Origin of the sequence: Actinotalea solisilvae (assembly GCF_016464425.1) — a bacterium.
GTDB classification, from domain to species: domain Bacteria; phylum Actinomycetota; class Actinomycetes; order Actinomycetales; family Cellulomonadaceae; genus Actinotalea; species Actinotalea solisilvae.
On the sequence record NZ_JADDKQ010000015.1, the window covers coordinates 91,410 to 104,436 of the forward strand.

Genomic DNA, 13,027 nt, shown 5'->3' on the forward strand with positions numbered 1-13,027 from the left:
GTGGCGCCGTGGACCCGACCCCGAGCGCCCAGGCCGCCGTCGAGCACGTCCGGCCCGAGGTCGACGCCGCGCTCGCGCGGCACCTCGAGGTGCTCGGCGCCGAGCTGTCCGCCCTGGGCGACGCCGCGCCGCTCGTCGAGCAGGTCGCCGCGATCCTCACGGGCGGCAAGCGGCTCCGGGCGGCGCTCTGCTACTGGTCCTGGCGCGCGCACGGGGGCGACCCGGCCGACGCCGCAGGTCGGACCGCGGCCGTGCGCACGGGCGCCGCGCTCGAGCTCTTCCAGTCGGCCGCGCTCTTCCACGACGACGTCATGGACGGCTCGGACACGCGCCGCGGGCGACCCGCCGCGCACCGCACGTTCGAGGCGCTGCACCGGAGCAGCGCGTGGTCCGGCCCCGCGGAGCGGTTCGGCGAGTCCGCGGCGATCCTCCTGGGCGACCTCGCGCTCATCGCGTGCGACCGGGAGCTCACCGCCGCGGTCGCCGACCTGCCGGTGCCCCGGGGCGGCGCGGTGCGGGCGGTGTTCGACGCGATGCGCACCGAGGTGACCGTCGGCCAGTACCTCGACGTCCTCGCCCAGGCCCTGCCGTGGGGCGAGGACCCGGCCGACGACGAGCGCCGGGCGCGCGAGGTCATCCGCGCCAAGAGCGCGCGCTACAGCGTCGAGCACCCGCTCGTGCTCGGCGCGGCGCTCGCCGACGCCGACGCCGAGCACGTCGACCGGTGCCGGCAGGTCGGCCTGCCGCTCGGCGAGGCCTTCCAGCTGCGCGACGACCTCCTGGGTGTCTTCGGCGAGCCGGCGGCGACGGGCAAGCCGGCCGGCGACGACCTCCGCGAGGGCAAGCGCACCGTGCTCGTCGCGCGGGCCATGGGCGCGGCCTCCCCCGCGGACCGCGCCCTGGTGCGCGAGCACCTGGGCCGCCGCGACCTCACGTCCGACGACGTCGCCGCGCTCCGGGACGTGCTCCACCGGTCCGGGGCGGTCGAGGCCGTCGAGGGGCTCATCGCCGAGCTGTCCGAGCCGGCGCTGTCCGCGCTGGCGGCCGCGCCGCTCGCCGAGCCGGGACGAGGCATGCTCGTCGAGCTCGGCCGGGCGGCGGTCCACCGCCAGGCCTGACCCGCGCGCAGCGGGCCGGGCAGCGCCTCGACGTCAGAGCGCGAGCGCCTGCGCGCGACGCCGGATCTCGGTCTTGTGCCCCGCGCGCAGCGCGTCGATCGGCGTCGACGGACGCGTCGCGCCGGTCCCGAGCGACTCGAGCGAGGGGTCGGGCGTGAAGAGCCAGGCGATGGTCTCCTCCTCCGAGAAGCCGGCGTCGCGCAGGAGCACGAGCGTGCCCTGCAGCGACGCCACGACCTCCCAGCCGCCCTCGGCCGTCGGCGCGAGGAACCGGGCGGGGACGCTGAGGATGCGCCGCTCCCCCTGCCGGACGCCCACGAGCTTGTCCTCCTGCAGCAGGCGTCGCACCTTCCCGACGTCGGTCCCGAGGCGCTCGGCCACGTCCGGGAGGGTCAGCCACTCGTCCACCAGCGTGTCCATGCTCACGCCGTCACCCTACGGTCACCCGACCGGCTCACCGCTACCGCTTCCGTCGGCGCGCCGCCGCACGGTACTTTCACTTCAGTCACACCAGTAACACCAGTCACACGCGTGACTCGAACCGACGGAGACACCCCATGCCGAACGCCGCGTCGAACGCCGCCCTGCGCGCCCCAGCGACGAGGCGCCGCGCCGCGAGCGGCACCGGTGTCGGCCTCGCGCTCGCCGTCGTCGGCGTCGCCGCGACCGCGGCCCCGGCGCACGCGGGCGACTACGTCGTCGCGCCGGGCGACACGGTGAGCCACATCGCGCAGCGGACCTCGACCTCGGTCGCGGCGATCGTCAGCGCGAACGGTCTCGACGCGCGCGCGTCCATCACGGCCGGCCAGCGGCTCGTCATCCCCACCGCGGCCGCCGCGACGCCCGTCCCCGCGGCCGCTCCCGCGCCCACGTCCGCGTCGCACACCGTGGTGCGCGGCGACACCGTCTCGGGGATCGCGACCCGCTACGGCACGACGACGGCCGCCATCGTCAGCGCCAACGGCCTGGGCGCGAACGCGCTCATCCGCATCGGCCAGACCCTCACCGTCCCGACCGGTGGCGCAGCCACCGCCGCACCCGCCGCCCCGGCCCCGGCCGCACCCGCCGCCAGCAGCCACACCGTCGTGCGCGGCGACACCGTCTCGGGCATCGCCACCCGCTACGGCACCACGACCGCCGCCATCGTCAGCGCCAACGGCCTCGGCGCGAACGCGCTCATCCGCATCGGCCAGACCCTCACCGTCCCGACCGGTGGCGCACCCACCGCAGCACCCGCCGCCGCCCCGGCCCCGGCCGCACCCGCCGCCGGCAGCCACACCGTCGTGCGCGGCGACACCGTCTCCGGCATCGCCACCCGCTACGGCACCACGACCGCCGCCATCGTCAGCGCCAACGGCCTCGGCGCGAACGCCCTCATCCGCATCGGCCAGACGCTCTCCGTGCCCGGAGCGGCGCCGGCGGCCACGCCCACGACGGCGCTCGTCGGCAACACCTTCGCGGGCCGCACCTACCCGGAGGCGACCGTCGCGTCCGCCAACGCGAACAAGGCGACGCTGCTCGCGATCGGCGTGCCGAGCAAGGCCGAGATGCAGCAGCTCGTCATCTCCACGGCGCAGGCCATGGGCGTCGACCCGGCCCTCGCGCAGGCGGTCGCGTACCAGGAGTCGGGCTTCAACCAGTCGGCCGTCTCCCCCGCCAACGCGATCGGCACCATGCAGGTCATCCCGAGCTCCGGCCAGTGGGCCTCGGACCTCGTCGGCCGCCCGCTCAACCTCCTCGACCCGCGCGACAACGTCACGGCCGGCGTCGCGATCCTGCGCCAGCTCGTCGCGACGAGCCCGGACCTGCCGACGGCGATCGCGGGCTACTACCAGGGCGCCGCGGGCGTCGCGCGCTACGGCATGTACCCGGACACGCGCCGCTACGTCGCCAGCGTCCAGACGCACATGGCCCGGTACGCCTGACGGGTTCGCGGGCCTGCCTTCCGTAGACTGCGGCCGTGGCAACCACCCTCGCGGACCCGCTCCTCGGTCACCTGATCGACGGGCGCTACGAGGTGCTGTCCCGGATCGCGCGCGGCGGGATGGCGACGGTGTACCTCGCCGTGGACCGCCGCCTCGACCGCGAGGTCGCCATCAAGGTGATGCACGCCCACCTCGCCGAGGGGGGCACCGGCGCGGAGTTCGTCGCCCGCTTCCGGCGTGAGGCCCGCGCCGCGGCGCGCCTCACGCACCCCGGCCTCGTCGCCGTCTTCGACCAGGGCGTCGACGGCGAGACCAGCTACCTCACGATGGAGTACGTCGAGGGCACCAACCTCCGCCGCCGCATCAGCGACGGGCCGCTGAGCGTGCGCGACGCGTTCGACGTCCTCGAGGCCGTCCTCGACGCGCTGGCCGCCGCGCACCGCGTCGGCCTCGTGCACCGCGACATCAAGCCCGAGAACGTGCTGCTCGCGGCCGACGGCCGCGTCAAGGTCGCCGACTTCGGGCTCGCGCGCGCGGTCACCGAGGTCACGGCGACGACCACGGGCACGGTGCTCGGCACCGTCGCCTACCTCGCGCCCGAGCTCGTCGCGCGCGGCGCCAGCGACACGCGCACCGACATCTACGCCGCGGGCATCCTGCTCTACGAGATGCTCACGGGCGCCCAGCCGTTCACGGGCGCGACGCCGATCCAGATCGCCTACCAGCACGTCAACTCCGACGTGCCGGCCCCGTCGGCGGCCGTGGCGTGGATCCCCGCCGAGCTCGACGAGCTCGTCGAGGCGCTCGCCGCGCGCGAGCCCGACGAGCGCCCCACGGACGCGCGCGCCGCCCTCGACCTCGTGCGCCGCACGCGCGCAGCGCTCGACGACGCGACGCTCGACCGCACCGCGGCCGCGACGACCACGCCCGCGGGCACGGTCGAGGCGGACGCGCCGGCGTCGGCCGGGGACGCGGACGGCGCCACGACGCCGGACCCGCACGCGACCGAGGCGCTCGACGTCGCCGCCCGCCGGGCCGACGGCGTCGCGCGCGCCGACGCGCCGGGTGACGGCGCACCCTTCGGTCGCACGATGGCGCTGCGCATCGGCGCCGGCGTCGACGGCCCCGACGGCACGGACGACCCGCCGCCGGCCGACGGGAGGCGCCGCCGGCTCGGCCTCCTCGCGACGGTCCTGCTCGTCCTCGGCCTCGCCGCCGGCGGCGTGTGGTGGTACGCCGCCGCAGGCCCGGGCGCGTACACGACCGTGCCCGGCGGCCTCGAGGGCGTGCCGCTCACCCAGGCGCAGAGCGTGCTCGCGGCGGCGGAGCTCGAGGCGTCGGTCACGGAGGCGTTCGACCCCCAGGTCCCGGACGACGTCGTCGTCTCGGCGACGCCCGCCGAGGGCGACCGCGTGCGCAAGGACGGCACCGTCGAGCTCGTGGTCTCCAAGGGCCCCGACCTGCGGGTCGTCCCTGAGGGCCTCGCCGGGCTGGCGGTGGCCGACGCGACCGCGGCCCTCGAGTCCGCCGGCTTCGTCGTGCCCGAGCCTGTCCGCGAGTACCACGACGAGGTACCGCTGGACCACGTCATCGCCGTGGGCGCGGAGCCGCTCACCCAGCTCCCCGTGGGCAGCGAGGTCACCCTGACCGTCTCCGACGGCCGTGAGCCCGTGACGGTCATCAGCGTGCTCGGTGCGACCCGTGAGGTCGCGATCCAGCAGCTCGCCGACACGGGTCTCAACGTCGCCGAGGCCGCGGACTTCTCGACGGAGTACCCCGCCGGCACGGTCATGGCCCAGAGCCTCGCGCCGGACAGCCAGGCGTTCCGCCTCGACGTCATCACGATCACGGTGTCGCAGGGCCCGCCGCTGGTGGAGGTGCCGAACGTCTTCGGCCAGCAGTTCTCGGCCGCGAAGGCGACGCTCGAGGGCCTGGGCTTCGTGGTCGCGAAGGAGAACGTGCTGGGCGGGCTCTTCGGCACCGTCCACAGCCAGGACGTCGCCGCCGGCACGATGGCGCCCGTCGGCAGCACCATCACCCTCCGGGTCGTCTGACCGCCCCGCTCGTACGCGCGTCGGGCCCCCCCCCCCGCGCGGGGGGGGGGGGCCCGCGGCGCGCCCCCCCGGGGGCGCCTCCCCCCCCGGCGGGGCCGCGGGCCCCCCCCCGCCCGGTGGGGGGGGGGGGCCCGACGTCGTCGCACCGAGCGGGGCTCAGGCGCCGCGGATCATCTCCGCGACCTGGAACGCCATCTCGAGCGACTGCTGGTGGTTGAGCCGCGGGTCGACGAGCGTCTCGTAGCGCCGCGCGAGGCCGGCGTCGTCGATCTCCTCGCTGCCGCCGAGCACCTCGGTGACGTCGTCGCCCGTGAGCTCGATGTGCAGGCCGCCGGGCACGGTGCCCGCCGCGTGGTGCACCTCGAAGAACCCACGCACCTCGTCGAGGACGTCCTCGAGGCGCCGGGTCTTGTACCCGCTCGCGGACGTGATCGTGTTGCCGTGCATCGGGTCGCACACCCACGTCACGGGCCGCCCGGACGCGTGGACCTTCTCCACGAGCGCGGGCAGCGCGTCGCGGATCCGGCCCGCACCCATGCGCGTGATGAACGTGAGCCGACCCGGGATGTCCGCGGGGTTGAGGCGGTCCATGAGCGCGAGGGCGTCGTCGGGCGACGTCGTCGGCCCGAGCTTGACGCCGATGGGGTTGCGCACGCGCGAGAGGAAGTCGACGTGCGCGCCGTCGAGCTGCCGGGTGCGCTCCCCGATCCACAGGAAGTGCGCCGAGCAGTCGTACGCCGTGCCCGTGCGCGAGTCGATCCGCGTGAGCGCGCGCTCGTAGTCGAGCAGGAGCGCCTCGTGGCTCGAGAAGAACTCGACCGTGCGCAGCGCGTCGAAGTCCGCGCCGCACGCGGCCATGAACCGGATGGCGCGGTCGATCTGCGCCGCGGTCTCCTCGTAGCGCGAGTACGCCTTGTTGTCGAGGAACCCGCGGTTCCACTCGTGCACGCGGCGCAGGTCCGCGAAGCCCCCGGTGGTGAACGCGCGGATGAGGTTGAGCGTCGCGGACGAGCGGTGGTACGCGGCGAGCAGCCGCTGCGGGTCCGGGATGCGCGCCTCGGGCGTGAACGGGTGCCCGTTGATCGCGTCGCCGCGGTAGGCCGGGAGCGTCACGCCCTCGCGCGTCTCGTCGTCCGAGCTGCGCGGCTTGGCGTACTGCCCCGCCATCCGGCCCATCTTGATGACCGGCAGGCTCGCGCCGTACGTGAGCACGACGGCCATCTGCAGGATCGTCTTGATCTTGTTGCGGATGTTGTCGGCCGTCGCCTCGGCGAACGTCTCGGCGCAGTCGCCCCCCTGGAGCAGGAACGCCTCGCCCCGCCCGGCCGCGGCGAGGCGCGCCGTGAGCACGTCCGCCTCGCCCGCGAAGACGAGCGGCGGCAGGGTCGAGAGCTCGCCGGTCGCCACGGCGACGGCGTCCGCGTCGGGCCAGTGCGGCTGCTGACGCGCGGGCAGGGAGCGCCACGCGTCGAGCCCGGCGACGAGCGCCGGGTCCGGCGCGACGCTCACTGATGCCCGCCCGGGACGAGGGGCTGGCCGATGCCCTCGAGCAGCGCGCCGAACCACGGCACGGTGACGTCGAACGCCTTGCCGCCCGCGATGCGCGGGAACGCGATCGCCGCGAGGCGGTCGCCGTTCTCCTCGTCGTGCCCGATGACGCCCGACTCCCCGCGCAGGGCGCACTCCACCGCATAGTCCGTCATCGACTTGATGAGGCGCAGGTCCTCGGCGTTCGCCGCCGCGGCGCGCGAGTAGTAGCCGGACTTCTGGACCATCGTCTTCTCGGCGCCCAGCTTCTCCGCGAACTGCTTCGCGAACCACTGCCCCGGGTTGATCGTGTCGAGCTTGACGTGGCCGAACGGGTCGCGCTGGACCTCCTCGCCCGCGGCCTCGAGCTGCGCCACGATCTCGTGCATCCCCGCGCCCTCGGACAGGAAGATGTTCACGTTGCCGACCGTGTCCATGACCTCGCGCAGGCGCGCGGCCTCGGCGTCGAGGTCGATCGCCAGCTCGGGCAGGAAGACCGCGTGCACGTCCCAGCGCTCGCGCGACAGGCCGATGCTCGGCACCCACTCCTGCGTGTCCAGCCACCGGCGGTACTCCGCCGCCGCCGCCGCCGTGAGCCAGCCGCAGTGGCGCCCCATGACCTCGTGGACGATGAGCATGCGGTTGCCCGAGCGGTGCTCGCCGATGATGTTGCGCGCGAACCCGGCAGCCTCCTCGGCCGCCGTCCAGGCACCGAGCGACTGCTTGATCGGCACGACGTCGTTGTCGATCGTCTTCGGCAGGCCCACGACGGTGAGCTCGTAGCCGTTCTCGTGCAGGTACGCGGCGAGGTCCGCGGCCGTCGTGTTGGTGTCGTCGCCGCCGATCGTGTGCAGGACGTCGACGCCGTCGGCCTTGAGCTGCTCGGCCGCGACGTGCAGCGGGTCCTGGCCCTCCTGGACGAGGCCGCGCTTGACGCAGTCCTTGGCGTTGGTGAGCTTGACGCGCGAGTTGCCGATCGGGCTGCCGCCGAAGCGGTGCAGGATGCCGGCCTTGGCCCGCGCCTCGTCGTCGACGACGACCTTCGTGCCCGTGAGCAGGCCGTGGTAGCCGTGCTGGTAGGCGATGATCTCGATCTCGGGCGCGATCTCCGTGTACCGCTCGATGAGGCCTCCGACGGCGGAGGACAGGCAGGGGGCGAAGCCACCGGCGGTCAGCAGGGCGACACGACGAACCGACATCTCGGGACACACCTCTCGTTGGATGCAGATCAAGCTCAGGGTCGGACGACCCCCGCAAGCATCGGGGCGACCGACCGCACGACGAGGGGCCCTGGGTCCTGACCGGGCGCCTGCGACCGCGTCATCCTACTGACGGCGGCGTCTCGTCCTGGGGCGGGACCGGAACCTGGACGTCGGGGGCCGGGCGACCGCCGGGAGCGGGCGGACCCACCTCCGCGGGGCCCGCGTCGGTCCCGTGGCCTGCGGCGATCCGGGCCTTCGCGGTCGCCGCGTAGATGTCCACGTACTCCTGGCCCGAGAGGCTCATGAGCGCGTACATGATCTCGTCCGTCACCGACCGCAGGATGAACCGGTCGTTCTCCATGCCCTTGTAGCGGCTGAAGTCGAGCGGCTCGCCGATGACGATGCCGATCTGGATGGGCTTCGGGATGACGGTGCCGAGGGGCTGGGCGCGGTCGGTGTCGATCATCGCGACCGGGATCACCGGCACGCCCGACTCCAGCGCGAGGCGCGCGACGCCCGTCTTGCCGCGGTACAGGCGCCCGTCGGGGCTGCGCGTGCCCTCCGGGTAGATGCCGAAGAGGTTGCCGGACTCGAGCACCGCGAGGCCCGTGCGCAGCGCCGCCTCGCTCGCCTTGCCGCCGCCGCGGTCCACCGGGATGGTCCCGACACCGCGGAAGAAGCCCGCCTTGAGCCGGCCCTTGATGCCGGTCCCGGTGAAGTATTCGGACTTGCCGATGAACCGGATCTTCCGGGAGAGCACGAGCGGCAGCACGAACGAGTCGATCACCGCGAGGTGGTTGCTCGCGAGGATCGCGCCCCCCTCCGCGGGGACGTTCTCCAGGCCACGCACCCACGGACGGAACATCCCGTGCAGGAGCGGTCCGGCCGCGATGTGCTTCATCAGCCAGTAGAACAAGCGTCACCTCCGCTGCGGCGCCCGCGCGACCCGCGCGCAGCGTCCCCACTCTAGAGTGCTCTGCATGGCTGGACGTCCGCACGACGCCGACGAGCCCTCGGCGAGGCCGGGGGACGGCGACCCGCCCGTCGGCGCGACGCCGGGTCCGGCCGAGCCGCCGGCAGGCGGGCACGGGGACGACCAGCACCCCGGCGAGGAGCACGCGGCCGGCTCCGGCGAGCCCGGCCCCGACCTCGCCGGCGACGCGGACGCCGTCGCCGCGGACGCGCCGTCGGACGCCGCGCTGCCGGCACCGCGGGCCTCCGCCGACGACGGCGACGCCGGGCCGGGGACACCCGCGACCGGACCGCTGTCCGAGGCCGACGTCGACATCGACGCCCGGTGGCGCGCCATCGTGGCCGAGCTCGGCGACCTCGGGACGGCCCCGCCCGCCGGCCCGCCGCGGCGCAGGGCGACCGACCTGCCCCCCGAGCCGCCGTCCGCGCTCCCCCGGGCGCAGGCCCCCGGCGCGCGCACCGTGCGCCCCGCGCAGCCACCCACGCCGACGGGTCCGCGGGCGTGGTCGCCCGACCCCGACGTCGAGGAGGCCGAGGACCACTTCCAGCCGCCCGACCCGGGACCGGTGCTCGGCGGCGACCCGCTGCTCACGATGGCCTGGATCGCGACCGTCGGCGTCCCCGTGCTGCTCCTGGTCGCGGTCGTCGTCTGGCGCGACATGCCGTCGGTCGTCCTCCGCGTCGCCGGCGTCGCCTTCGTCGGCGCCATCGCCCTGCTCCTGTGGCGCATGCCGCACCGGCGCGACGACGACGCGGGGCCGGGCGCCGTGGTCTGACGCCGACGAAGGCCCGCCGCCGGCGGTGCCGGTCAGAGGCGCGCGAGGTCCGCCGCGCCCACGATGCCCGCGTCGTTGCCCATCGCGGCGAGCTCGATGCGCGCCTCGGGCCGGAAGCCCCGGCCGGAGAGCTGGCTGAGATAGGCGGCGCGCGCCGGCTCGAGGAGCAGGTCGCCGGCCGCACCGACGCCGCCGCCGATGACGACGAGCGCCGGGTCGAGCAGCGCGGCGACGGACGCCGACCCCTCGCCGATCCAGCGGCCCAGCTCGGCGAGGAGCTCGATCGACAGCGGGTCGCCCTCCTTGGCCGCCTGCGTCACCGAGGGGCCGCTCACCTTGTCCGGGCGGCCGTCGGCGAGCTCGACGAGCCGCGTCGCCCGGGACGGGTGGGCCGCGGCGGCGGCGCGCGCCTCGCGCACGAGCGCGCTGCCGGACGCGTACTGCTCCCAGCACCCGTGCAGGCCGCAGCCGCACTGGTGGCCCTGCGGCACGACGCGCAGGTGGCCGACCTCGGCCGCGACACCCCAGGCACCGCGCACGAGGCGTCCGCCGACGACCAGCGCGCCCCCGAGGCCCGTGCCCACGGTCAGCAGCAGCATGTCGTCGACGTCGCGCCCCACGCCGAACTGGAACTCGGCCCAGCCCGCCGCGTTGGCATCGTTCTCGACGACGATGCGGACGTCGTCGGCCACGAGCTCGGCGATGCGGTCGCGCAGGGGGTAGTCGCGCCAGGCGATGTTCGCTCCGAAGAGCGCCGTCGCGCGGTCGGAGCCGATGAAGCCCGCCGCCGCGACGCCCAGCGCGCTCACCTCGTACTGCGCGGCGAGCTCGGTGTAGAGGTCGGCGACGGCCCGGTCGATCTCGGCCGCATCGCGTGCCGCGGTCTTGCGCTTCGCCTTGGCGAGGATGACGCCGTCCTCGTCCACCACACCCGCGGCGATCTTCGTGCCGCCGATGTCCACACCGATCGCGTACATGTCCGTCCTTGCTGACTGGGAGTGGGGACGTGCCCGTGCCGGGCGCGTCGGTGCAGGCTACCGATCCTCACACGTTCGGATGCAGGACGACCGGACCTGCACCGCCCTCGACCGGGGAATCGATAGGGTCGTCAGCACCATCCGTCTGCCACTGGAGTCAGCATGGACGAGTTCCGCTCCCCCCGCCTCGTCGAGGTGTCCCCGTCCGACAACCTCAACACCCTGCTCGCCGCACGTGTGGCCGACCGCCCCGACGCGACGCTCATCGAGCACAAGACGACGCCCGACGGCCCGTGGATCCCGATCTCCGCGCGTGAGTTCGAGGCCGAGGTCGTCGCCGTGGCGAAGGGACTGGTCGCCCGCGGGATCCAGCCGGGTGACCACGTCGGCATCATGAGCCGCACGCGCTACGAGTGGACGCTCCTCGACTTCGCCGTGTGGGCGGCGGGCGCCGTCCCCGTGCCGCTGTACGAGACCTCGTCCGCCGAGCAGATCGCCTGGATCCTCACCGACTCCGACGTGCGCCTCCTCGTGGTCGAGACGGCGGCGCTGGCCGCGACCGCGGCCGAGGTGCGCGACCAGACCCCCGCGCTCCAGGACGTGCTCGTGCTCGACGACGGTGCCGTCGCCGCGCTCACGCACGCGGGCGCGGCCGTGCCCGACGAGGAGATCGTGCGTCGGCGCGCGATCGCCCAGGGCTCCGACGTCGCGACGATCATCTACACGTCCGGCACCACGGGACGCCCCAAGGGCGCCGAGCTGACGCACGCGAACTTCGTCTCGCTGACCCGCAACGCCGTCGCACGGCTCGGCGAGGTGTGCCCGCCCGGGTCCCGCACCCTGCTCTTCATGCCGCTCGCCCACGTGTTCGCGCGGTTCATCGAGGTGCTCATCATCCCGGCGGGAGCGATCCTCGGTCACGCGCCCGACACCAAGACGCTCGTCGCGGACCTCGGCTCCTTCAAGCCGACCTTCATCCTGTCGGTCCCGCGCGTGTTCGAGAAGGTCTACAACTCCTCGGAGCAGAAGGCCGCGGCGGGCGGCAAGAGCGCGATCTTCCAGCGCGCTGCCAAGACGGCGATCGTCTACTCGCGCGCGCTCGACCAGAAGGGCGGCCCGAGCCCGTGGCTGCGGCTGCAGCACAAGGTCGCCGACGTCCTCGTGCTCGGGAAGATCCGCGCGGCGCTCGGCGGCGACGCGCAGTGGGCCATCTCGGGCGGCGCGCCCCTCGGCGAGCGGCTCGGGCACTTCTACCGCGGCGTCGGCCTCAACGTGCTCGAGGGCTACGGCCTCACCGAGACCACCGCGCCCGCGACCGTGAGCGTCCCCGACGCCGTGAAGATCGGCACGGTCGGCCCGCCGCTGCCCGGCCTCGCCGTCCGCGTGGCCGACGACGGCGAGATCCTCATCAAGGGCGACGGCGTCTTCGTCGGCTACCACAACAACGCCCAGGCGACCGCCGACGCGTTCGTCGACGGCTGGTTCCGCTCCGGCGACCTGGGCTCCATGGACTCCGACGGGTACCTGCGGATCACCGGGCGCAAGAAGGAGATCATCGTCACCGCCGGCGGCAAGAACGTCGCGCCCGCGGTGCTCGAGGACCGCCTGCGCGGCCACCCGCTCGTGAGCCAGGTCGTCGTCGTCGGGGACCAGAAGCCGTTCATCGGCGCCCTCGTGACGCTCGACGCCGAGTCCCTGCCGGGGTGGCTCTCGACGCACGGCCTGCCCGAGATGGACGTCACGGCCGCGGCCACCCACCCCGACGTCCGCGCCGCGCTCGACCGTGCCGTCGAGCGCGCCAACTCGGCCGTGTCCCGCGCGGAGTCGATCCGCAAGTACACGGTCCTCACGAGCGACTTCACGGTGGCGAACGACTACCTCACGCCGTCGCTCAAGGTGAAGCGCGCCAAGGTCATCGCCGACTTCACCGCCGAGATCGAGGCGCTGTACGCGGGCGCCGCGCAGGAGTCGCACCACTGAGGTCCGCGGGAGCCAGCTGAGGGCGGCACGAACCGCCACGCGCGGGACCACGACGGCGGTGCCGGTCACCTCGACCGGCACCGCCGTCGCGTGTCGTGCCTTCCAAGCCCGGGCGCGCCGGGCGCGTGCCCGCCCGACGGCGTCAGACCGCGCGCACCAGGCGCAGCGGGGGGACGAGTCCCTGGCCGGCGAGCACCGCGATCGCCGCGCGCTCGGCGTCGTCGAGGTCCACTCCCCCGGCACCCGGTCGCCCGGGGGCCCCTGCCGCCGCCGCCGCCGACGACGCCGTGGCGACGGCGGGCGCGCCGCCGGACGACACGGCGGCCGACACCGACGGCACTGCTCCGTGCGCAGGGGCGTCGCGGCCGTGCGCCTCGTCGGCGGTCGCCGCGCGCACCGGGATGGTCAGGAAGGTCACCACGCAGTCGGCGCACGCGTCCCCGCGCACCGTGCAGGTCCCGCAGTCGATGATCATGCCCCGGACGCTACGACCGAC

11 protein-coding genes are annotated in these 13,027 nt (G+C 74.8%); 5 read left to right on the forward strand and 6 right to left on the reverse strand.

Annotated features, from left to right (window positions below):
* The first annotated feature begins 8 nt into the window (after positions 1 to 8).
* Complete coding sequence (locus JIG38_RS12955; protein WP_199424231.1) at positions 9 to 1,118, forward strand: polyprenyl synthetase family protein; 1,110 nt, start codon at positions 9 to 11, stop codon at positions 1,116 to 1,118.
* 33 nt (positions 1,119 to 1,151) lie between these two features.
* On the opposite strand, the gene JIG38_RS12960 is transcribed toward JIG38_RS12955, so the two are convergent.
* Positions 1,152 to 1,538: an Rv2175c family DNA-binding protein gene (locus JIG38_RS12960; RefSeq protein WP_199424284.1), complete on the reverse strand. Its 387-nt coding sequence runs from the start codon at positions 1,536 to 1,538 to the stop codon at positions 1,152 to 1,154.
* A gap of 137 nt (positions 1,539 to 1,675) precedes the next feature.
* On the opposite strand from JIG38_RS12960, the gene JIG38_RS12965 reads away from it, so the two are divergent.
* Positions 1,676 to 3,043 (forward strand): lytic transglycosylase domain-containing protein, encoded by a 1,368-nt coding sequence (locus tag JIG38_RS12965; RefSeq protein WP_199424232.1) that lies wholly within the window; start codon positions 1,676 to 1,678, stop codon positions 3,041 to 3,043.
* A gap of 35 nt (positions 3,044 to 3,078) precedes the next feature.
* Positions 3,079 to 5,097 (forward strand): Stk1 family PASTA domain-containing Ser/Thr kinase, encoded by a 2,019-nt coding sequence (gene pknB, locus JIG38_RS12970; protein WP_199424233.1) that lies wholly within the window; start codon positions 3,079 to 3,081, stop codon positions 5,095 to 5,097.
* A gap of 156 nt (positions 5,098 to 5,253) precedes the next feature.
* Here the strand turns inward: pknB and JIG38_RS12975 are convergent, their stop codons facing one another.
* From JIG38_RS12975 to JIG38_RS12985, 3 genes are all read right to left on the reverse strand, one after another.
* Positions 5,254 to 6,606 carry a class II 3-deoxy-7-phosphoheptulonate synthase gene (locus JIG38_RS12975; protein WP_199424234.1) on the reverse strand — a complete coding sequence of 451 codons (1,353 nt, stop codon included), beginning with the start codon at positions 6,604 to 6,606 and terminating at the stop codon, positions 5,254 to 5,256.
* Positions 6,603 to 7,823, reverse strand: a complete 1,221-nt coding sequence (locus JIG38_RS12980; protein ID WP_199424235.1) for a pyrophosphate--fructose-6-phosphate 1-phosphotransferase — start codon at positions 7,821 to 7,823, stop codon at positions 6,603 to 6,605. Before JIG38_RS12980 ends, JIG38_RS12975 begins: the two co-directional genes overlap by 4 nt.
* A 121-nt stretch (positions 7,824 to 7,944) precedes the next feature.
* On the reverse strand, positions 7,945 to 8,727 hold the full coding sequence (locus tag JIG38_RS12985; RefSeq protein WP_199424236.1) for a lysophospholipid acyltransferase family protein: 783 nt from the start codon (positions 8,725 to 8,727) through the stop codon (positions 7,945 to 7,947).
* A 79-nt stretch (positions 8,728 to 8,806) separates the two neighbouring features.
* Here JIG38_RS12985 and JIG38_RS12990 point away from each other — a divergent pair, with 79 nt between their 5' ends.
* Complete coding sequence (locus JIG38_RS12990; protein WP_199424237.1) at positions 8,807 to 9,574, forward strand: hypothetical protein; 768 nt, start codon at positions 8,807 to 8,809, stop codon at positions 9,572 to 9,574.
* A gap of 32 nt (positions 9,575 to 9,606) precedes the next feature.
* Here the strand turns inward: JIG38_RS12990 and JIG38_RS12995 are convergent, their stop codons facing one another.
* On the reverse strand, positions 9,607 to 10,551 hold the full coding sequence (locus tag JIG38_RS12995; RefSeq protein ID WP_199424238.1) for an ROK family glucokinase: 945 nt from the start codon (positions 10,549 to 10,551) through the stop codon (positions 9,607 to 9,609).
* 162 nt (positions 10,552 to 10,713) lie between these two features.
* On the opposite strand from JIG38_RS12995, the gene JIG38_RS13000 reads away from it, so the two are divergent.
* Entirely contained in the window at positions 10,714 to 12,531 is a 1,818-nt protein-coding gene (locus JIG38_RS13000; RefSeq protein WP_199424239.1) for an AMP-dependent synthetase/ligase, read from the forward strand.
* A gap of 142 nt (positions 12,532 to 12,673) precedes the next feature.
* Here JIG38_RS13000 and JIG38_RS13005 read toward each other — a convergent pair whose 3' ends face one another.
* A complete protein-coding gene (locus JIG38_RS13005; RefSeq protein ID WP_199424289.1) occupies positions 12,674 to 13,006 on the reverse strand; it encodes a hypothetical protein in 333 nt (110 codons plus the stop codon).
* Between the last annotated feature and the right edge of the window lie 21 nt (positions 13,007 to 13,027).

Bases quoted from the DNA above. Each gene is read 5' to 3' on its own strand.
- JIG38_RS12995 (WP_199424238.1), bottom strand. From the start codon at position 10,551: ATGTACGCGATCGGTGTGGACATCGGCGGCACGAAGATCGCCGCGGGT.
- JIG38_RS13000 (WP_199424239.1), top strand. From the start codon at position 10,714: ATGGACGAGTTCCGCTCCCCCCGCCTCGTCGAGGTGTCCCCGTCCGAC.
- JIG38_RS12985 (WP_199424236.1), bottom strand. From the start codon at position 8,727: ATGAAGCACATCGCGGCCGGACCGCTCCTGCACGGGATGTTCCGTCCG.
- JIG38_RS12980 (WP_199424235.1), bottom strand. From the start codon at position 7,823: ATGTCGGTTCGTCGTGTCGCCCTGCTGACCGCCGGTGGCTTCGCCCCC.
- JIG38_RS13005 (WP_199424289.1), bottom strand. From the start codon at position 13,006: ATGATCATCGACTGCGGGACCTGCACGGTGCGCGGGGACGCGTGCGCC.
- JIG38_RS12990 (WP_199424237.1), top strand. From the start codon at position 8,807: ATGGCTGGACGTCCGCACGACGCCGACGAGCCCTCGGCGAGGCCGGGG.
- JIG38_RS12965 (WP_199424232.1), top strand. From the start codon at position 1,676: ATGCCGAACGCCGCGTCGAACGCCGCCCTGCGCGCCCCAGCGACGAGG.
- JIG38_RS12960 (WP_199424284.1), bottom strand. From the start codon at position 1,538: ATGGACACGCTGGTGGACGAGTGGCTGACCCTCCCGGACGTGGCCGAG.